Here is a 19338-nt window from a genome sequence, read left to right on the forward strand (position 1 = left end):
CCATAGTGCCACCGAGCACGCCGGGGTGACCGGTCACACCGGCGAACCCGCAGGTATTAAGGCTGCATGAGGCATTTCTGGCAGCGCTTCTGAGGACCGCCGACCTACAGAAAGCTGCTGTACGCTTCCGCTACGAAGCGCCCGGGAGAAAGTGGGGAGTTCCGATCCAGCAGTTCATGATGCGCGTGAGCAGCAACCTGCGCAGGTTCCGCTGGGCGGTGTTCGCGGTCTGGCTGCTGCTCCTCGTGCCGTCGATCTACCTGGCGATGAACCAGGCCGGCAATCTGACCGGCGGTGGGTTCGAGGTCGAGGGCTCCCAGTCGCTGTACGTGCAGCAGCAGCTCGAGGCGCAGTTCCCGGATCAGGGCGCGTCCCCGCTGGCGTTGGTGGCGGCACCGCGCCCGGACGCGACGTTCGAAGACATGAACAACGCGGTCGCCCACCTGGAGAGCCTGGCCGCCGAGATCCCCAGCCTCAAGGTCGTCCCGACCCCGCAGCAGCCCCCGCCACAACCCGACCGGCCGTATGTGATCACCCTGCAACTGGACTTCGAGAACACCGGCGCCGTCGACATCGCCAAGCAGCTGCGGGAGAAGGTCGGCGTCGACGGCGAGGAGCCGGGCGAGACGGAGAACGGCAAGGTCCGGCTGTATGTGATCGGGCAGGGCGCGCTCGGCGCCGCCGCGACCGAGGCCACCAAGCACGACATCGCGCAGGCCGAGAAGTGGAACTTCCCGATCGTCCTGGTCATCCTGCTCGCGGTGTTCGGCTCACTGGCCGCCGCGGCGATGCCGCTGCTGCTCGGCGTATGCACGGTGGTCGTGACCATGGGCGTGGTGTTCGTGCTGTCGATGTACACGACGATGTCGGTGTTCGTCACCTCGACGGTGTCGATGTTCGGCATCGCGGTCGCGATCGACTACTCGCTGTTCATCCTGATGCGGTTCCGAGAGGAACTGCGCGCGGGCCGAGAACCCGAGGACGCCGCCGACGCCGCGATGGCCACGTCGGGTCTGGCCGTGGTGCTGTCCGGGTTGACCGTCATCGCGTCGGTCACCGGCATCTACCTGATCAACACCCCGGTGCTGCAGTCGATGGCGACGGGCGCGATCCTCGCGGTCGCGATCGCGGTGTTGACCTCGACGACGCTGACGCCGGCGGTGCTGGCGACGTTCGGCCGCCGGGCCGCCAAGCGTTCGTCGTACCTGCATTGGGGGCGCGGGGCGGAGGCGACGCAGTCGAGGTTCTGGAGCCGCTGGACCGGCTGGGTGATGCGCAGGCCGTGGCTGTCGGCGATCGCAGCGGCGGCGGTGCTGCTGACCTTCGCCGCCCCGGCCTTCTCGATGCTGCTCGGCAACAGCATGCAGCGGCAGTTCGACGCCACCCACGAGATCCGCGGCGGCGTGAACGCGGCCGCGGAGGCACTCGGCCCCGGCGCGCTGGGCCCGATCCGGGTGCTGGTCACGTTCCCCGAAGGCGGTGAGGGCGCGGTGGCCGCCAAGGAGCCGCTGCTGGCCGAGCTGCGCCAGACGATGTCGGAGGCGCCGAACACGGTGTCGGTGACACCCCCGGTGTTCGGCACCGACTACCGCAGCGCGCTGCTGTCGGCGGTGCTGTCGGTCGACCCGGAGGACATGGGCGCCCGCGAGACGATCGACTGGATGCGGGAGAAGCTGCCCCCGGTGGCCGGGGACGCGGCGCGCGTCGACGTCGGCGGACCGACGGCGCTGATCAAGGACTTCGACGACCGGGTGTCGGCGACCCAGCCGCTGGTGTTCCTGTTCGTCGCACTGATCGCGTTCGTGATGCTGCTGGTGTCGATCCGGTCGGTGTTCCTGGCGCTCAAGGGCGTCCTGATGACCGTGCTGTCGGTGGCCGCCGCGTACGGCTCGCTGGTGGTGGTGTTCCAGTGGGGCTGGCTGTCGGACCTCGGCTTCGACCAGATCTCGTCGCTGGACAGCACCATCCCGCCGCTGGTGCTGGCGCTGACGTTCGGCCTGTCGATGGACTACGAGATCTTCCTGCTGACCCGGATCCGGGAGCGGTTCCTGCAGACCGGCAACACCCGCGACGCGGTCGCCTACGGGGTGTCCACCAGCGCCCGCACCATCACCAGCGCGGCACTGATCATGATCGCGGTGTTCATCGGTTTCGCGTTCGCGGGGATGCCGCTGGTCGCCCAGCTGGGCGTGGCGTGCGCGGTCGCGATCGCGGTGGACGCGACGATAGTCCGGCTGGTGCTGGTGCCCGCGCTGATGGCGATGTTCGACGAGTGGAACTGGTGGCTGCCGCGCTGGCTGGACCGCATCCTGCCGTCGGTGGACTTCGAGAAGCCTTTGCCCAAGGCCGATATCGGCGACCTGGTCATCATCCCCGACGACATCTCCGCCCTCGCCCCGTCCGGCTCCGACCTGCGCACCGTGGTGAAGTCCGCGGCGAAGCTGAAAACCCTTGCCCCCCAAGCGATCACCGTCGCCGATCCGCTGGCGTTCAGCGGCTGCCTGCCGTGCGGGAAGATCAGCGGCACCCGGGTGGGCCGCGACGAGCGGATCACCGCGGCGGTCAGCAACCGGGCGCACGGCAAGACCGTCGCGGTCAAGCTGCCCAAGCATCCGGTGACGATGTGGCGCGGCAGGCTGGATGTGGCGCTGGACGCGCTGGCAGCCGAGCGCGCGGACGCCGAGCACAGCCACCAACTCATCCAGCGGATCAGCCCGATGGAGACCACCAACGTGCTGTTGCCGACCGGGGACCGGCTGCAGATCCCGACCGGCGCCGAGACACTGCGGCTGAAGAGCTACCTGATCCTGCAGCGCAACCGCTCCCGCGATTTCCAGGAGCTCGCCGAGCTGGTGGACTCGATGGACACCAGCACCGCTGCCGAAGTGCTCGCCGGTATGGACCGGTACTACGCTGGACAGTCGGCACGCGGGCAGGAAACCGCCCGTAACCGGCACTGGGTGGCCACCCAGCTGGTGCGCCGACTGGCCGAACCCCACCCCACGGACGGGCCGGACCTCGCGGAGGCGGGAGCCGACGCCGAGAGGCAGTGGGCGCAGGTCAGACAGCGCTGCCTGGCTGTCGCAGTGGCCATGTTGGAGGAGACGAGGTGACCCCCAGTATGTCCAAGACCGCCGGCTCCCCGACCCCTGCGCCCGACAGCCGGCCGGTCGAGTTCTGGCCGACGGCGGCGATCCGCGCGGCGCTGGAGAGCGACGACCTGAGCGTCTGGCAGCGCATCGTCGTCGCGATCAAACGCGATCCGTACGGCCGCACCGCCCGTCAGGTCGAGGAGGTCCTGGAGACCGCCCGACCCTACGGGGTGTCGAAGGCGATGCAGGAGGTGCTCAGCCGCACCCGCGAGCACCTCGAGGCCAACGAGTGCGCCGAGGTGGCCCGCCACGTGCATCTGCTGCTGGAGCGTTCCGGGCTCGGTGAGCAGGAGTTCGCGTCCCGCATCGGGGTGCCCGCCGAACAGTTCGCCGAATACCTGCGCGGCACCACCAGCCCGGCCGCGTCGCTGATGATCCGGATGGGCCGGCTGTCCGACCGGTTCGCCAAAATGCGCGCCCAGCGCCCCGTCGAACCCTGATCTCCGCGAAATATCATTCCGGGCTGCACTCCGGCGACAGATCACGACCATGGCTTAACGCCGGCGAGTCGGCGAGTCGGCGCTCGATGACGTCGGCGCCGCGCGCCACCCCTCCGGTCGCGGCGAAACCGGCGGCCACCCGGGCGGCGCCGCCGGTCATCGTCATCGCCGTCTGCACCGCCGCACGCAGCCGGGGGACGGTGAGCCTGCTCGCCGGCAGCCGGGTGCCGCAGCCGGCCAGCTCGACCCGGCGGGCCACCTCGAACTGATCGCGGCCGAATGGCACCACGCACACCGGCACACCGCGTTCCAGTGCCTTCTGGGTGACCCCCATTCCGCCGTGGGTGATCACACACACCGCGCGCTCGAGGAGCAGCGAGTGTGGAGCGAACCGCACCTGGGTCACCCCGGGCCGTGACGACACGTCGACGTCGGTGGTCGGGGCGGTGACCACGACGTGGACGGGTTCGTCGCGCAGCGCCGCGACCGCGGTCTCGACCAGCGCGGCGTCCGGCTGCCCGACCGAGGACGTGGTGACCAGCACGATCGGGTCGTCGATGACGTCCAGCCAGGGCGGCCGTGCCGCGGGCGCGGGATCGAAGCCCGCAGGGCCGATCATCGTCACCGTCGGGCCCCAGTCGGTGTGCGCGTACTCCAGCGGCTTACCGGTCGCGACCAGCACGGCCGGAGCGCGCAGCAGCAGTTCACCGGCGGTGCGCACCGGGGTCAGCCCGAGCGCGCGCCGCAGCGGTGTCATCGCCCGCGCGAACGGACGGTCGAACACCGCCTTGGTGACCAGGCCGATGCCCCAGTCCCGGATCCGCCCCAGCGGCCCCGGCCACGGTGCGGCACCCGGGCCGAACGGCGGGCTGCCCGGCGACTGCAGGTACGGCGTGAACGGTGACAACACCACCCACGGGCGGCCGGTGGTCTCCGCGGCCGACATCGCCCCCCAGCAGTTCGCGTCCACCAGCACCAGATCCGGGCGCACCTGGTCGACCGCGGCCAGCAGGTCCGCGACCTCGAGGGGGGCCCGGCGGGTGAGCACGTCGACGGTGTTGCTCGCCGACCGGACCGTGCCGTCCAGGTCGTCGTCGGCCTGGACGGCCTCGATGCGGGGGTCGACCGGGGCGGTCGCGAACCCTTCGGCGCGACCGATTTCCAGGCCGGACGCGAGGGTGCGGACATGGACGTGGTGCCCGCGGGCGGCCAGTTCCCGCAGCACCGCGCAGAACGGGAAAAGATGCCCGAGTGCTGGCGCCGTGTAGGCCAGGATCACCGCCATGAGGGCGCCCACCAGTTCAACCGGCCCATCAGTTTCATGTAGGCGGGCAGCAACACCATCCGCACCAGCGTCGCGTCGACCAGTACCGCCAGCACCAGCCCGACGCCGAACATCCGCATGAACGACACCTGCGCGGCGATCAGCGCCGCGAACGAGATCGTCATGATCGCCGCCGCCGCGGTGACCACCCGTCCGGTGTAGGCCAGCCCGAGCACCACGCTGCGGTCCAGATCACTCGCGGATTTCGCACTGCGCAGCCAGAATTCGCGGATCCGCGCCAGCAGGAACACCTCGTAGTCCATCGAGAGCCCGAAGGCGATGCAGAACAGCAGCACCGGGACGGTGGCCACCAGCGTGCCCGTGGGCGTGGTCCCGAATGCCCCGAGATGCCCTTCCTGGAAGATCCACACCAGTGCGCCGAACGCGGCGCTCAACGAGAGGATGTTGAGGACAAGCGCTTTCAGCGGCAACACCACGCTGCGCGTCAGCACGAACAGCACCGCGAAGATCACCAGTGCGGTGATGCCCAGCACCAGAGGAAGTTTCGCGGCGATCGAGTCGATACTGTCTCGGTTGACCGCCGCCGAACCGGTCATCAGCACCGCGCGCTCGCCCGGGCCGGGCACCGCCCGCAGGCTCGCCAGTTGCGTCTCGGATTCGGGTGAGAACAGCGCCGCCTGGCCCGATATGGTGAGATAGGCGCTGCCACCGGCGATCTCGGCGCCGGCCGGGGCGGGCCCGACGGGCTGCCCGTCGACGAAAGCGCCCACCGGCGCCGCGACCGCGGTGACCTCGCCGACCCGGGACAGCGCCGCCGCGTAGTCCGCCCAGTCGGCGTCGGTGAGTCCGTCGGCGTCGGGCACGACGACGGTGGTCTCGGTGCCGGACCGGTCCACGAAATCCGCGCGCAACCGGTCGCCGACCTGGTGCGCCGACGCGGTCGCGGGAAGCACCCGGTCGTCGGGATAGCCCCACTTCACGTTCAGGAACGGCAGGCCGACCGCGACGAGCAGCACGGTGCCCGCCAGTCCGATCGGCAGCGCGTGCCGCAGCACGAATTCTGTACTGCGGAACCAGAACCGGTGCTGCACCAGTTCGGGGCCGTCCCCGCGCCCGTGCCGTCCCGGCGGTTTCGCCAGCCGGGTGCCGAGCAGCGTCATCAACGCCGGCGAGAACACCAACGCCGCGGCCGCGGACAGCGCGACGGTGATGACCCCGGCGTAACCGAAGGACCTCAGGAACGGCACGTCGAACAACAGCAACGTCGACATCGACAACGCGACGGTCAGCGCCGAGAACACGATGGTCCGCCCGGCGGTGGCCATCGTGATGCGCAGCGCGGTGGCGGGATCACGACTGGCCGCGAGTTCATCCCGATAGCGACTGACGATCAACAGCGTGTAGTCGATCGCCAGCGCCAGCCCGAGCGCGGTCGCGAGGTTCAGCGCGAAGATCGACACCTCGGTACCGAGCGCGATCAACCGCAGCAACGCCATCGAGCCGACGATCGCGACCGCCGCCACCAGCACCGGCACCGTGGCGGCCACCAGCCCGCCGAACACCCACACCAGCACCGCGAGGCTCAGCGGGACCGCGATCGACTCCATGATCAGCACGTCGCGCAGCGTCTGCTCGGTGATCTGGCTGAACACCATCGCCGACCCACCCGCGGTGACCGTCACCCCGCTGTCCGCGACGATGTCGGCGTCGATCCGCTCCAGCAGCGCACGGGCGAAGCCGGGCCCGTCGCTCTCACCGCCGCGCAGGTCCGCGACGATCAGACCGGCCGCCCCGTCTTCGCTGCGCAATCCCTGCGCGACGGCGGGCGGCGACGTCCACGGCGACATCACGCCCAACACGTCGGGGCTGTCGGCCAGTGCGTCGGCGATCCGGCGCCCGACGTCGGCGCCGGGTCCGCCGAGGTCGGTTTCGGTGACGAGCAGGACCAGCTGGACGTCGCCTTTACCGAATTTCTCGGCGAGAAGCTGGTTGGCACGCGACGATTCGGCACCGGGATCGGCGAATCCCCCGGCGGACAGGTCCGAGACGACCGGAAACGCGAAGATCGCCGCGCCCACCACAAGCAGCGCGACGCACGCGACGACGCGCCTTGGCGCTTCCAGCGCCCACCGGGTAGGGCATGACAACACAGGACCTCAATGTCGAGCGGGTTTCGCTCATCGCCGGACCCAGCCTGTTTACCCGTGAATGGCCGCGTTGCAGTCCCGCGGATCGCGACGTCATCGATCCGTCACGATCGGTCGCGCACCGACCGCGCCACCTGCGTCTGGTTGAAGCGCCACACCTCGGTCGCCGCGAACCCCGGGACAGCCGCCGGGGTACCCGCGTCGGTGACGGTCCACAGCACCGCGCAACCGTCCACCGCGTCGGCGCCGACCAGGCGCAGCGCGTCGCCGTGCGTACGGCGCGCACCGGCCAGAGCCGTCGGCGCCGACGGCGTGCCGTGGACGCGGACGCACTCCCCCTCCCCGCCGCGTTCGGCCAGCAGCGCGGCGACTTGGCTGTAGTCCGATCCGAACTTCGCGTACGGCCCGCGCTGGGCCACATAGTTCGGTGCTGCCGCGACGGCGATGATCGCCAGCACCACGGTGAGGCGTCGTGTGTCGCGACCCACGGTGGCCGCGCACAGGCCGACGAGCAGCGCGACGGCCGGGGTGGTGAAGGCCAGGTAGTGGGGTTGGTACAGCGGGCGCGCCACCAGCGAGTAACCCACCAGCGCAAGCGTCGGCACCACGATCCAGGCCGCGCACGTCCAGACCAGCACCCGGTCGGACTCCCCGCGGCGGCGCCGGAGCCGCACCGCCAGCGCGCAGACCGCGACGATCACCACGATCAGCGGCGCCACCCGCGCCCACGCCCGGACCGCGACCTTGAGCTCCTCGGCGCCGAACTGCTGCTGATCGGGCCCGACGGCGCGCACGCTGTCGGAGTAGACCGACGGGAAGTACTGCTCGCCGGCGATCTGCCCGGCCGTCACCGGCCCGACCGGCCAGATCCAGGCGACCTGGTCCTGCTGGGCCACGATGACCGCGATCACCGGGCTGACCAGCACCAGCGCCGCGCCGGTGGCGACCGCCCAGGACCGCAGCGTGGCCCGATCGGCGCGCAGCGCCGCCAGCATCGCCGCATGCGCGGCGAGAATCAGCAGCACCAGCACGTTCACCGCCGCCGCCACGGTCAACACCGCCGCGTAGCCCACCCACCGGCGCCACCCGCCGCGACGCATCGCGGTCAGCGCCAGCACGGTGAGCCACACCGCACACGCGATCGACAGCGCGTAGGGCCGGGCCTCCAGACCGGCCCACGTGGTGCGGGGCAGCACCGCGAAGACCACGCCGGCGGCGAGGCCGACCCTGCGTCCGGACATCCGGGCCCCGAGCACGCACGTGCCTGCCGCCGCGACCCCGACCATCAGCGCACTGGGCACCCGCGCCCAGAACTCGCTGACCGGGAATACCGTGAACCATCCGTGTAGCAGCAGGTAGTACAGCCCGTGCACCGCGTCGACGTGCCCGAGCAGATTCCAGAGATCGCCGGCAGGCAGGGTGGCCGCCGAGATCGTCGCGGATTCATCGGCCCACAGCGACGGCCGGCCCGCCGCCGCCACGCTCAGCGCGCAGGCCAGCAGCCCGATCAGGACGGCGTCGGCACGGGGGGACGGTCGGTCGGGCAGGGGCACGCGTTGGTTCGCTAGCGGGCGTGGATCGGTGCGACGTCCTCGACAACCCACCGTCCGTCGGTCTTGGACAGCGCGACTCGCAGGGCGAGCACCGCGGTGTCGGGTTTCTGCCCAGGCGTGGACTGCGTGCCGCGCAGGATGACGGCGACGCTGGCGGCGTCCGGGCCGATGGCCTCGACTCCCGCCGACACCGTGCGGGCCTGCGCCGAGACGTTCCGCTTGCCGAGATCCTGGGCCACCGTGGCGAATTCGTTCTTGAAGCGTTCCGCGCTGGCGGCCGACATCATGCTGGTGGCTCGGTCGATCGAGCCGGTCGGGTTCTGCGGGGTGAACGTCGCGGACGCCTCGGCGACGCTGCTCGCGATGCCGGCCACCTCCGCGGTGTCGTCGCGCAGCGCGCGGTCAGGAAGGGTCCACTGCACATATCCGACGACCGCGGCGGTCACCACCGCCGCGGTGGCGGCGCCGACGACGGCCAGCCGCAGCCCGGGCCCGTCGTCGTCGGTGCCGACGGTGACGGCGTCGCGGCGCGCCAGCACGAAGTTCACCGCGACGCCCTCGACGATCAGCAGGCACAGCACCGAACACACCGACACCCACCACAGCGGCCAGCCGAGCGCGACACCGAGGTACACCAGCGCCGCGATCGCGGCGGCGGGTGCGAGCAGGTCGAACGCGAGCACGCGCAGCCTGTTCCTCATCGGATCGACTCCAGCCGGGAGACCATCAGCTCGCCGTCGACGTCGGTGATGTCCAGGCGCAGATTCCAGCGCACGGTCTGCGGCTGCTCGGTGCCCGCGTTCTCGCTCAGCGACGTCGCGACCACCATCACGGTGTCGGTGCGTGACGCGAGCCCCTCAAGATCGGACTCCTGCGATTGCGGCGCCCCGGGGTCGTCGTGGTGGATCGTCTCGATCGCGACCGAGTCCACTTGCCCGGTGGTGCGTGACTGCAACGTCTGCACCAGCTTGCGGAACGGCGCCATGCTGGTCTCGAAGTCGGCGTTGAGTTGCCCGACGGTGCCCTCGTGCAGTCTGGCCATGTCGGCGTCGACGGAGTCGGAGTTCAGGTTGATCAGCACCCCGGTCCATTCCGCGGCGGTCTGCAGCACCTGGGTGCGGTAGCGCAGTTCGTCGGTCTCGGCGCGGTGACCGGACCAGATCACGGCGGCCAGGACGACGGCGACCACGGCCACCACACCCAGCACCGCGGACGCGACGCCGTAGCCGCTGAAGACACCGCCGGCGTGCGGTTTCTGCTCGGGGACGTGCTCGTCGTCGGGCATGCGCGTGAGGGTACCTGGGCGCCGGCCGTGGTCCCGCGCCGTCTGGCACCCTGGTGGGGTGACGGTAGAAGCGACCTCTCCTACATCCCTGAAGTCCGGTATCGACCTGCGCTACGTCGACGCCGACGCCCGCCCGCAGGACGACTTGTTCGGTCACGTCAACGGCCGCTGGCTGGCCGAGTACCAGATCCCCGGTGACCGGGCCACCGACGGCGCGTTCCGCACGCTCTATGACCGTGCCGAGGAACAGATCCGCGATCTGATCACCGAGGCCGCCGACTCCGGTGCCGCCGACGGCACCGACGAGCAGCGGATAGGCGACCTGTACGCGAGCTTCATGGACGAGCAGACCGTCCGTGAGCGCGGACTGGCACCGCTGCGCGACGAGCTGGCGCCCGTCGACGACGCGTCCTCGCCCGCCGACCTGGCCGAGGCCCTCGGTGGCCTGCAGCGCACCGGAATCGGCGGCGGCACCGGTGTCTACGTTGACACCGACTCGAAGAACTCCACCCGCTATCTGCTGCACCTGACGCAGTCCGGGATCGGGCTGCCCGACGAGTCCTACTTCCGCGACGAGCAGCACGCGGAGATCCTGGCCGCCTACCCCGGCCACATCGCGGCGATGTTCGCGCTGGTCTTCGGCGGGGATCCGGCGGACCATGCGGGGACCGCCGAGCGGATCGTCGCGCTGGAGACCAAGATCGCGGCGGCGCACTGGGACGTGGTCAAACGCCGCGACGCGGACCTGACCTACAACCTGCGCACGTTCGCCGAAGTCGTCGAGCAGGCGCCGGGCTTCGACTGGACCCGGTGGCTGGCAGGTCTGGGTGCCGGCCCCGACAAGGCCGCCGAAGTGGTGGTGCGCCAACCTGATTTCTTGACCGCGTTCGCCGGCCTGTGGGCGAGCGAACCGCTGGAGGACTGGAAGAACTGGCTGCGGTGGCGCGTGATCCACGCGCGGGCGGGCCTGCTGACCGATGAGCTGGTCGCCGAGGACTTCTCGTTCTACGGCAAGCGGCTCTCGGGTACCGAGGAGATCCGGGACCGCTGGAAGCGCGGTGTGTCGGTGGTCGAGAGCCTGATGGGTGAGGCGCTGGGCCGGATGTACGTGGACCGGTACTTCCCACCGCAGGCGAAGGCCCGGATGGACGAGCTGGTGGCCAATCTGCGGGAGGCCTACCGGGTCAGCATCAACGAGCTGGACTGGATGACGCCGCAGACCCGGGAAAAGGCGCTGGCCAAGCTCGACAAGTTCACGCCGAAGATCGGTTATCCGAAGAAATGGCGCGACTATTCGGCGTTGGTGATCGCCCGCGACGACCTGTACGGCAACTACCGCCGCGGTTATGCGCTGGAGTATGACCGGGAGTTGGCCAAACTCGGCGGACCCGTGGACCGCGACGAGTGGTTCATGACTCCGCAGACGGTGAACGCGTACTACAACCCGGGGATGAACGAGATCGTGTTCCCCGCGGCGATCCTGCAGCCGCCGTTCTTCGACGCAGACGCCGACGACGCCGCCAACTACGGCGGGATCGGCGCGGTCATCGGCCACGAGATCGGGCACGGCTTCGACGACCAGGGCGCCAAGTACGACGGCGACGGAAACCTGATGGACTGGTGGACCGACGAGGACCGCGCCGAATTCGGCAAGCGGACAAAGGCTTTGATCGAGCAGTACGAACAGTTCACCCCGCGCGGGCTGGATCCCTCGCATCACGTCAACGGCGCGTTCACCGTCGGGGAGAACATCGGCGACCTCGGCGGGCTGTCCATCGCGCTGCTGGCCTACCGGCTGTCGCTGAAGGGCAAGCCGGCCCCGGTGATCGACGGATTGACCGGTGAGCAGCGGGTGTTCTTCGGCTGGGCGCAGGTGTGGCGAACGAAATCCCGTGAGGCCGAGGCGATCCGGCGACTGGCGGTGGACCCGCACTCACCGCCGGAGTTCCGGTGCAACGGGGTGATCCGCAACATGGACGCGTTCTACGACGCGTTCGAGGTCACCGAGGACGATGCGCTGTACCTCGAACCCGAACGCCGGGTGCACATCTGGAACTGAGGACCACTCAGTCCAGGAAGCGGGCGCGTACCTCCGGCGGCGGGATCGGGCAGGTGTCGTGGGTGCCGAAGACGCGGTACCGGACACGGGCGAATCCGTCGTAGAGCCGGTCGCGCAGCGGTTCCGGGATCACCGCCGCGGCGCGGAACGCGTGCCAGGGCCCGCCGAGGTACTTCGCGACGCGAAGCGCCGCATCGGTTTTGATCGCGACCTGTTCGGCGGGGCCGCCCGGGTCCTCGACGAACACGATCGAGTCGACGCCCGACAAGTTCGGGTGGCGATCGATCACCCCTTCGGCGAACTGGCCCTGCAGCGGCGCGAAACGCAGGCTGCCGTGCGGGTCGAGACGCAGGATGGTCTGCACCGCGCCGTTGCAGACCCCACAGATGCCGTCGTAGAGCAACACCGGTGCGGGAGCGGTCTTCACATCGGCCATGGTGTACCTCCTTTGTGCCGGGTTCCCCGCAGACCATGAACGACACGCGATGTGACGGACGGAACTGCTATCGGGTGAACTGCCGCACCGCCAGCAGATACCCGGCGAGCATCGCGGGCGGGGCGGCCAGCGGAAGCCACGCCACCTGCACGGGCAGTACCACCACGGCGGCAGCCGCGGCGGCGAACCCGACCGCGAACGTCATCGTCGGCACGGTCGGATCGGTGTGCAGCACCACGAGATACACCGCGGCAGCGAGCCCGGCCAACACGGCGTGCATCGGCGCCGGCGCCCCGAGCACGACCGTCAGCACCGCCAGCAGCACCGCCGCGGACGCGGCGGGCCGCACCCATGCCGACGCGAGCACCGCGGCCGCGGCGGTCCCCGCGGCCACCAGAGCGAATCCGTCCGCCCGGTAGGCGACGGCTCCGGCCATCAGCAGCCCGAACGCGACGGCCGCGAGCCTGCTCATCGGCGGCTCCGGTGCACCGGGACCAGTGCCATCGCCTGGTCCAGCGTCGCGTCGGCCGGCCAGCGCACGATGTCCACGCCGACGGTCGCCATATCGCGGTACATGAAGGAGCGCTGCATCGCCCACATGCGGTGCACCAGCGGGTCGTGGTCGCCCTCGACCGGACTGCCGTCGAGGACGTCGACCGCGATCACCGGGTGTCCGCGTCTGCGTAGGTCGATCAGCGCCAGCGCGAACTCGGTGTCCAGCATCGTCGAGAACGCGATCACGATCGCGCCGGTCGGCACCGCAGCGCGCGGCGCGAGGGTGCCGGTCGCGTGCTCGAACGTGTCTGCCGCGCCGAGCATGGTGTCGAGGATGCGGTAGAACTGGCGCCGGCCGATGTCGGCGCCCAGCCAGCGGGTGGTGCGGCTGCCCAAGGCGACCAGGCCGGCGCGGTCGCCGTAGCGCAGCGCGCTCTGCACCACCTGCGCGGCGCCGCGCGCGGTGCGTTCGGTCGCCCGGGTGGCCGGGCCGGGCGGTTGCGGGTAGGTGTCGACGAGGACCACCACGTCGGCCGCCCGGTCGGTGAGCCGCTCGGTGACGTGCAGGCTGCCGCGGCGGGCGCTGACCGGCCAGTTGACCGTGCGCAGCTGGTCGCCGGGAACGTAAGGGCGGATGTCGGCGAACTCCACGCCCGGACCGGTGTGCCGGGTCAGGTGTGTGCCGAGCCGGTCGAGCAGATCGGACTGCGGGATCCCGGTGGATTGGCTTGGCGCGACCGGGAATACGCAGACCTCGGCGGCATCGACGGTGCCGTGGCCTTCGAGCAGTCCGCCGCGGCCGGGGACCCGCACCGCGGCCCGGATCGGATACCGGCCCCACCTCGACGCACGTGCCACCACCGCACCGGTGTCACCGGGTTCGAGGTCCATCCCGGGCACAGGGTGACAGTCCACCGCCACCGCGGTGCCGTCGCCGGTGCCGGCTCGCACCGTCACCCGCGCGGGTTCGTCCTCGAAGCAGCGCTGAAATTCCGGGTCGGCGTGCACGGTGACGGTCGGAGCGCGGCGCTGCCATCCGAGCGAGCACAGGATCCCGGCCAGCGGCGCGGCGAAGCCGACGAGCTCCCAGCGCCCGGTGACCACCGCGACGACCATCGCCGCCGCGACACACGTCGCAGCCGACTGCGTGAGCGCCGAAGCGCGCCAACGCAGTTCGACTTCAGGCATCCCGCTACCCGGCCCTGGGCACCGGGGTGCGGCGCAACAGCTCCTCGACGACGTCGGCACCCTGCACCTTGCGCACCCACATCTCGGGCCGCAGGCTGATGCGGTGCGCCATCGTCGGTACGGCGAGCGCCTTGACGTCCTCGGGGATCACGTAGTCCCTGCCTGCCAGCAGCGCGCGGGCACGCGCCAGCTGCACCAGGTCGAGTTCGGCGCGGGGGCTTGCCCCGACGGCGACCTGCGGGTGCTGCCGGCTCGCCGCGGCCAGCGAGACCACGTAGTGCACCACGTCGTCGTGCACGCTGACCTGCTCCACGGACTCCTGCATGTGCAGCAGCTCGTCGGCGTCGACGACCCGCCGGACCGGCACCGGTTCCGATCCGCGGTCGAGCCTGCGGCGCAGCATCGTCGCCTCCTCCGGCTGCGACAGGTATTTGAGCTCGAGGCGGATCGCGAATCGGTCCAGCTGCGCCTCGGGCAGCGGGTAGGTGCCCTCGTACTCGATCGGATTGTCGGTGGCCAGCACCAGGAAGGGCTCGGGCAGCCGGTGTGTCGCCCCGTCGATGCTGACCTGACGCTCGGCCATCGCCTCCAGCAGCGCCGCCTGGGTCTTGGGCGGGGTCCGGTTGATCTCGTCACCGAGGAGCAGGTTGGTGAAAATCGGTCCGCGGCGGAATTCGAAGCGGCCCGACTGCATGTCGTAGATCGTCGAACCGAGCAGGTCGGCGGGCAGCAGGTCCGGGGTGAACTGCACCCGGGTGAACTCCAGACCCAGTGCGGCGGCGAAGGATTTGGCGATCAGCGTCTTGCCGAGGCCGGGCAGGTCCTCGACCAGGATGTGGCCGCGGGCCAGCACCGTGATCAGGATCAGGTTCAGCGCGGCGCGTTTACCGACCACGGCACGGCCGATCTCGTCGAGCACCGCCTCGCAGCGTTCGGTGGTCACCGCCGGCGTGCTCACAGCCGCTCCAGTCGTCGCAGGATCTCGTCGAGTGTGCGGCGACCGGGTCCCAGCTCGGCGGCACCGGTGCGGCTGATGTTCTCCGGATCCACCCACGGCCACAGCGCGTCGCCGAACACCATCCGCCCCGTCGCCTCGAATGCCCTGGCGTCCTTGGCTTTACGGCGCCCCGAGGCGAGTTCGAACTGCCGGGCCAGCATCGGGCGCAGCCTGCGGTCCCAGTCCGCGCGCGACGACTCCGCCCAGGAGATCAACGTCTCGGTGCGCGCCAGCCACCGCTGGATCGCCGCCGCCGCATCGTCGGCCACCCCGTCGTCGGGCGGTGCGTCCTCGTGGGTCATCCGGGTCCGCACCGCGATCAACGCACACGCCAGCGCCGCCCCGGTCACCGCGATCACGACATCGCGCTCCAACTGGGTCAGCGCGAACAGCTGCACTGCGACTACCAGAATCACCGCGCCCACAACGATTTTCGTCATGCCGAGACCCGCAGCTCGACGAGCACGGCCTGCAGCGCGGCCACCGCGTCGGCGCGGTGCCCGCCGTCCATCACGTGCGGGCTGAACCGCGCCTCCTCGAACAGCTCGACCAGCCGGGTCGCGTGCCCGGCCTGCAGCACCTGGCGGTGGATCGCGCGGGCCAACACCTCCGACGGGGTGTCGGAGTCCTGCGGTGTGGTGCCGGGCGATTTCCCGAGTTCCCGTTCCATCGCCAGGTAGCACGCGATGATGGCCTCGCGCGGGTCACGGTCGGGGTCGTCCATCTCGGCCAGGCCGAGCTCGGCGGCACGGGCCAGATCCGGGCCCGGCACCCGGGGGCGGGGCCGCCGGCGGTCGGGGACCGGCGGCGCGACGGGTTCCCGGGGCCGGCGCCGCAGCAGGGTCGCGGTCACCGACAGCGCCAGCAGCACCATCGCCGCCACGGCGAGGATGCCGAACACGTTGCCGCCCTGCGGCGCAGTCGGTCGCTGCCGCCCCGGTTCGGCGGCGTCGCGTGGGCGTGACGGGTCGTCGGGCACCGGGACGTCGCCGGCCACCGCGTCGTCGACCGGCGCCGAAGCCCAGCGCATGAGCATCAGCAGCACCAGCGCCCACGCGACCAGGACGGCGGCGGCGATCAGCAGCTGGCGCCACGGCAGGGCGCCGCGGCGCGCGCGCATCTCACGGTGGGGGTCCGCAGGGGCCGGGGCGGCGGACCGTCGCAGGGCCTGCGCCAGGATCGAGATCGCAAGGGCCGCGATCGACAGCGTCAGCATCGCGATCACCGCGACGGTGCCGGAGCCGCCATCGACGGGTTCGGGGTCGGGGCGGCGTTGTTCGCCGGGCAGGTATCCGCGCAGCGAGACCATCGCGAGGGTGAGCAGTACGACCACCGCGATCGCGCGCGTCAGCGCCCTGTGGTCACCGGACTCGGTCGTATCGGACTCGCTGTCGGGCATCGCCCACCCTCGGCTCCAGCGCCGACGGCCGGGCCGCCGTCGGCCTGCCCCCATCGTGGCACGCCGGAGGCGCCACGGACCGCGAAAGGGCTATCCGGTCAGAACATCTGCCAATCGGACGCACCGTCGGGCAGGTCGTACAAGGGGCCGTCGGTGTTCTTGATGACCACCGCGTCGCCGCTGCCGAAGTTCTTCCGGAACCACGCCGCATCCTCGGCGCTGAGGTTGATGCATCCGTGGCTGACGTTGCTGTTGCCCTGCGCACCTTCCGACCACGGTGCGCCGTGGACGAAGATTCCGCTGTTGTCGATGCGGACCGCGTCCTTGACCTTGAGCTTGTAGCCCTCACCGGACGGGTCGTCGACGGGAACCCCGTACGTCGAGGAGTCCATCACGATCTCGTCGAACTTCTCCAGCACGTAATAGGTGCCGTTCCTGGTGTCGTAGCCGGGCTTGCCCATCGACACCGGGAAGGTCTTCTCCAGCACACCGTCGCGATGGACCTCCATCTGCTTGGTGTCGTTGTCGATGGTCGCGACCAGCTGCTCGGGGACGGTGAAGCTCGACTTGGTGCCCGCGGCGTCGATGGTGACGACGGTGCCCGCCGGCCAGAAGTCCTGCGGACGCCAGCGCAGCTGGGTGTCGGTGACCCAGTAGAACCGGCCGGGGACCGGCGGGTTCGACGAGATGTGGACCGCGTCCTGGGCCATCTGCTTGTTGGCGATCGGACGCTGGAAGTTGATGTAGATCGGCTTGGCCGCGCCGACGATCGAACCGTTGGTCGGGTTGAACGACGGCGGCACGAACGGCGGCTGCCCGACGAACGGGTTCGGGTTCTGTCCGGCCGGCGTGCCCTCGGGGATCGGCATCGGGGTGCCGGGGATGATCGCGAACGGATCCCTGGCCGGGGCGGCCGCGTCGACGGAGGTGGCCGCCGCGGGTGCGGCGCCCGGGTTCGGCAGCGCGACCGGATCCGCCGGCGGTGCGGGCACCGGGGCCGGGACGGGTTCGGGCGCCGGCTGGGCCAGTGCCGACGGCGCGCCGAGCGTCAGTCCCGCGACCACGCCCGCTGTCGTCAGCAGGGCGATGAGCCGTCTCCTGTTTCGCTGCCGCATGCGTTACCTCCAGTCCGGCGACTGACCCCAGTGTGGCACAGCGCCACGGCCGTTCCTGCTGGCGAACGCTGCGGCCGGACTCCGGCACCGTTCATGGAAGGGGTGTTGACCTGCACTGTTGTTCGCCGCCGGGGGACGATCCGTTACCGGGTGGACGAGGGCGGTCACACTGGTCACCATGATCGTCGCGTTCAGCATCAGCCCATCCGCCGGAGACGACACCGGCGGTGTCAGTGCCGCGGTCGCCGAGGCCGTCCGGGTGGTCCGCGCGTCGGGCCTGCCCAACGAGACCAACGCGATGTTCACCAACATCGAGGGCGAATGGGACGAGGTGATGGCGGTGGTCAAGCAGGCCGTCGACGCGGTCGCGGCGGTGTCGCCGCGGGTGAGCCTGGTCCTCAAGGCCGATATCCGGCCCGGCTTCACCGGCCAGCTCACCGCGAAGGTGCAGCGCATCGATGCTGCGTTGTCTCAGTAGCTGCGCGTTGTCTCAATAGCTGCCGCGTTCGGCGACCAGCGCCTGATAGAGCGTGACGTAGTTGTCGACCATCGCCGCCAGGCCGTGTTCGGCGACCGCGACCTTGCGCACCAGCGGCCGGGACAACCGTGCGGCGTCGGCGACGGCGTCGGCCATCGCGTCCACGTCGCCCGGCGGGACCAGGCATCCGCACCGCTCGTCGACCAGTTCGGGCAGGCCGCCGGTCGCGAACGCGACCACGGGCGTCCCGCACGCCATCGCCTCCGCCGCAACCTGACCGTAGGGCTCGTCCCATACCGGGGTCACCAACGCGGCCGCGGCGCCCCCGATCAGCACTGCCAGTACTTCGCGGTCCAGGTGCCCGGCATAGGTGACCCGGTCGTCGAGGCGCGGTTCGATGTCGAGCCGGAAGTAGTCGGGGTCGGTGACCGGGCCTGCGAGCACGAGTCGGCGCCCGGCGCGCTGCGCCGCGTCGATCGCCAGGTGCGGGGCTTTCTCCGGCATGATCCGGCCCGACCACACGAGGTGGTCTCCGCCCGCGCCGAGCGGCCAGTCCTCGACGTCGATGCCGTTGCGCACCACCGTCAACCGCCGGATGCCGACGTGCGCCCACGAGGCCGCGGACCGCTCGCTGACCGCGGCGAACATCAGCCGGGTGCGCGCGACCGCTCCGACGGCGGCCTCCAACATCGGAAACGGCGGCGTGTGCAGGGTGGTCAGCACCGGGGCGCGCAACCGGGTCGCCGCACGCACCGGGACCGGGTTGAGGCTGTGGTTGTGTACGACGTCGAACGAGTCCTCGGCGGCGGCGAGGTCGGCCATCAGCCCGGTGAACGCGCGGTGGTGGGACTCCTTGACCGCACCGGGCAGCGGCCACGGCAGCGAGGCGGCCTCGGTGCGGGGCAGCTCTCGAATCGTCAGCGCCGGATCATTGCAGCCGAGATCGGTGCCCGGGGCGGCGAACAGCGTCACCGCGTGACCGCGGGCCACCAGGGCGCGGGTCAGGTGGAAGACGTGGGCCTCGATGCCGCCCGCGAACGGTTCCCGGATCGGGAAGTGGGCGTGTGCGATCAACGCGATGCGCAGCAATCGGGTACTTCCTCGACGGTGGTGGTCAGCAGTAACGCTGTCCCCATACCCACCGCGCCGGACTTACATTCCGCACCGATATCTGGGTCGCCTCGAACAGGGCGAGGTCGATGCTGAATTGGTCTTCGACGACGCTACGACGGATGGTGCGGGTGCCTGGTTGCGGCGGGGCGATCGAGTGGTACACGGCATGGGTGGGAGTGCGGAACTCGGGCAATGG

At 70.7% G+C, this 19338-nt stretch carries 17 protein-coding genes; 4 read left to right on the top strand and 13 right to left on the bottom strand.

Going from position 1 to position 19338, the window contains the following annotated elements; genetic code table 11:
* Positions 1–176: 176 nt before the first annotated feature.
* Together NTM_RS05445 and NTM_RS05450 are read left to right on the top strand one after the other, a co-directional pair.
* Positions 177–3113: an MMPL family transporter gene (locus tag NTM_RS05445; RefSeq protein ID WP_163765688.1), complete on the top strand. Its 2937-nt coding sequence runs from the start codon at positions 177–179 to the stop codon at positions 3111–3113.
* Between the two features lie 8 nt (positions 3114–3121).
* On the top strand, positions 3122–3592 hold the full coding sequence (locus NTM_RS05450; protein WP_232079896.1) for an XRE family transcriptional regulator: 471 nt from the start codon (positions 3122–3124) through the stop codon (positions 3590–3592).
* 13 nt (positions 3593–3605) lie between these two features.
* Here the strand turns inward: NTM_RS05450 and NTM_RS05455 are convergent, their stop codons facing one another.
* The 5 genes from NTM_RS05455 to NTM_RS05475 all read right to left on the bottom strand — a co-directional run bounded on the left by NTM_RS05455 (position 3606) and on the right by NTM_RS05475 (position 9862).
* Complete coding sequence (locus NTM_RS05455) at positions 3606–4877, bottom strand: glycosyltransferase (RefSeq protein WP_163769379.1); 1272 nt, start codon at positions 4875–4877, stop codon at positions 3606–3608.
* The gene (locus tag NTM_RS05460; RefSeq protein WP_163765690.1) at positions 4868–7027 is read right to left on the bottom strand and encodes an MMPL family transporter; all 2160 of its coding nucleotides are present in this window, start codon (positions 7025–7027) and stop codon (positions 4868–4870) included. The genes NTM_RS05455 and NTM_RS05460 overlap by 10 nt, the downstream gene beginning before the upstream one ends.
* A gap of 101 nt (positions 7028–7128) precedes the next feature.
* Positions 7129–8577, bottom strand: a complete 1449-nt coding sequence (locus tag NTM_RS05465) for a glycosyltransferase family 39 protein (RefSeq protein WP_163765691.1) — start codon at positions 8575–8577, stop codon at positions 7129–7131.
* 11 nt (positions 8578–8588) lie between these two features.
* Positions 8589–9278 (bottom strand): hypothetical protein, encoded by a 690-nt coding sequence (locus NTM_RS05470; protein WP_104864582.1) that lies wholly within the window; start codon positions 9276–9278, stop codon positions 8589–8591.
* A complete protein-coding gene (locus NTM_RS05475) occupies positions 9275–9862 on the bottom strand; it encodes an Rv1363c family protein (RefSeq protein ID WP_163765692.1) in 588 nt (195 codons plus the stop codon). Before NTM_RS05475 ends, NTM_RS05470 begins: the two co-directional genes overlap by 4 nt.
* 58 nt (positions 9863–9920) lie before the next feature.
* On the opposite strand from NTM_RS05475, the gene NTM_RS05480 reads away from it, so the two are divergent.
* Positions 9921–11921, top strand: coding sequence for a M13 family metallopeptidase (locus NTM_RS05480; RefSeq protein WP_163765693.1), 2001 nt, complete (start codon positions 9921–9923; stop codon positions 11919–11921).
* A gap of 7 nt (positions 11922–11928) precedes the next feature.
* Here NTM_RS05480 and NTM_RS05485 read toward each other — a convergent pair whose 3' ends face one another.
* The 7 genes from NTM_RS05485 to NTM_RS05515 form a co-directional block, all read right to left on the bottom strand.
* Positions 11929–12357: a thiol-disulfide oxidoreductase DCC family protein gene (locus NTM_RS05485; protein ID WP_163765694.1), complete on the bottom strand. Its 429-nt coding sequence runs from the start codon at positions 12355–12357 to the stop codon at positions 11929–11931.
* A 67-nt stretch (positions 12358–12424) separates the two neighbouring features.
* Entirely contained in the window at positions 12425–12829 is a 405-nt protein-coding gene (locus NTM_RS05490) for a hypothetical protein (RefSeq protein WP_163765695.1), read from the bottom strand.
* Complete coding sequence (locus NTM_RS05495; RefSeq protein ID WP_163765696.1) at positions 12826–14040, bottom strand: DUF58 domain-containing protein; 1215 nt, start codon at positions 14038–14040, stop codon at positions 12826–12828. The genes NTM_RS05490 and NTM_RS05495 overlap by 4 nt, the downstream gene beginning before the upstream one ends.
* A 4-nt stretch (positions 14041–14044) precedes the next feature.
* Positions 14045–14998 carry an AAA family ATPase gene (locus NTM_RS05500; RefSeq protein WP_163765697.1) on the bottom strand — a complete coding sequence of 318 codons (954 nt, stop codon included), beginning with the start codon at positions 14996–14998 and terminating at the stop codon, positions 14045–14047.
* Positions 14995–15477 (bottom strand): hypothetical protein, encoded by a 483-nt coding sequence (locus NTM_RS05505; RefSeq protein ID WP_163765698.1) that lies wholly within the window; start codon positions 15475–15477, stop codon positions 14995–14997. The genes NTM_RS05500 and NTM_RS05505 overlap by 4 nt, the downstream gene beginning before the upstream one ends.
* On the bottom strand, positions 15474–16436 hold the full coding sequence (locus NTM_RS05510; RefSeq protein ID WP_163765699.1) for a DUF4129 domain-containing protein: 963 nt from the start codon (positions 16434–16436) through the stop codon (positions 15474–15476). Before NTM_RS05510 ends, NTM_RS05505 begins: the two co-directional genes overlap by 4 nt.
* Positions 16437–16534: 98 nt before the next feature.
* Positions 16535–17551 carry a L,D-transpeptidase gene (locus tag NTM_RS05515; RefSeq protein WP_163765700.1) on the bottom strand — a complete coding sequence of 339 codons (1017 nt, stop codon included), beginning with the start codon at positions 17549–17551 and terminating at the stop codon, positions 16535–16537.
* A gap of 178 nt (positions 17552–17729) precedes the next feature.
* On the opposite strand from NTM_RS05515, the gene NTM_RS05520 reads away from it, so the two are divergent.
* Positions 17730–18029: a thiamine-binding protein gene (locus tag NTM_RS05520; protein ID WP_104864592.1), complete on the top strand. Its 300-nt coding sequence runs from the start codon at positions 17730–17732 to the stop codon at positions 18027–18029.
* 12 nt (positions 18030–18041) lie between these two features.
* Here NTM_RS05520 and NTM_RS05525 read toward each other — a convergent pair whose 3' ends face one another.
* On the bottom strand, positions 18042–19118 hold the full coding sequence (locus tag NTM_RS05525; RefSeq protein WP_337781385.1) for a glycosyltransferase: 1077 nt from the start codon (positions 19116–19118) through the stop codon (positions 18042–18044).
* Positions 19119–19338: the final 220 nt, after the last annotated feature.

Origin of the sequence: Mycolicibacterium parafortuitum, from assembly GCF_010725485.1 — a bacterium.
GTDB lineage: Bacteria > Actinomycetota > Actinomycetes > Mycobacteriales > Mycobacteriaceae > Mycobacterium.

What these genes read in the sequence shown, in the direction of transcription:
- NTM_RS05445 (WP_163765688.1), top strand. Translation starts at nt 177, where the DNA reads ATGATGCGCGTGAGCAGCAACCTGCGCAGGTTCCGCTGGGCGGTGTTC.
- NTM_RS05450 (WP_232079896.1), top strand. Translation starts at nt 3,122, where the DNA reads ATGTCCAAGACCGCCGGCTCCCCGACCCCTGCGCCCGACAGCCGGCCG.
- NTM_RS05455 (WP_163769379.1), bottom strand. Translation starts at nt 4,877, where the DNA reads ATGGCGGTGATCCTGGCCTACACGGCGCCAGCACTCGGGCATCTTTTC.
- NTM_RS05470 (WP_104864582.1), bottom strand. Translation starts at nt 9,278, where the DNA reads ATGAGGAACAGGCTGCGCGTGCTCGCGTTCGACCTGCTCGCACCCGCC.
- NTM_RS05475 (WP_163765692.1), bottom strand. Translation starts at nt 9,862, where the DNA reads ATGCCCGACGACGAGCACGTCCCCGAGCAGAAACCGCACGCCGGCGGT.
- NTM_RS05485 (WP_163765694.1), bottom strand. Translation starts at nt 12,357, where the DNA reads ATGGCCGATGTGAAGACCGCTCCCGCACCGGTGTTGCTCTACGACGGC.
- NTM_RS05490 (WP_163765695.1), bottom strand. Translation starts at nt 12,829, where the DNA reads ATGAGCAGGCTCGCGGCCGTCGCGTTCGGGCTGCTGATGGCCGGAGCC.
- NTM_RS05495 (WP_163765696.1), bottom strand. Translation starts at nt 14,040, where the DNA reads ATGCCTGAAGTCGAACTGCGTTGGCGCGCTTCGGCGCTCACGCAGTCG.
- NTM_RS05505 (WP_163765698.1), bottom strand. Translation starts at nt 15,477, where the DNA reads ATGACGAAAATCGTTGTGGGCGCGGTGATTCTGGTAGTCGCAGTGCAG.
- NTM_RS05510 (WP_163765699.1), bottom strand. Translation starts at nt 16,436, where the DNA reads ATGCCCGACAGCGAGTCCGATACGACCGAGTCCGGTGACCACAGGGCG.
- NTM_RS05515 (WP_163765700.1), bottom strand. Translation starts at nt 17,551, where the DNA reads ATGCGGCAGCGAAACAGGAGACGGCTCATCGCCCTGCTGACGACAGCG.
- NTM_RS05520 (WP_104864592.1), top strand. Translation starts at nt 17,730, where the DNA reads ATGATCGTCGCGTTCAGCATCAGCCCATCCGCCGGAGACGACACCGGC.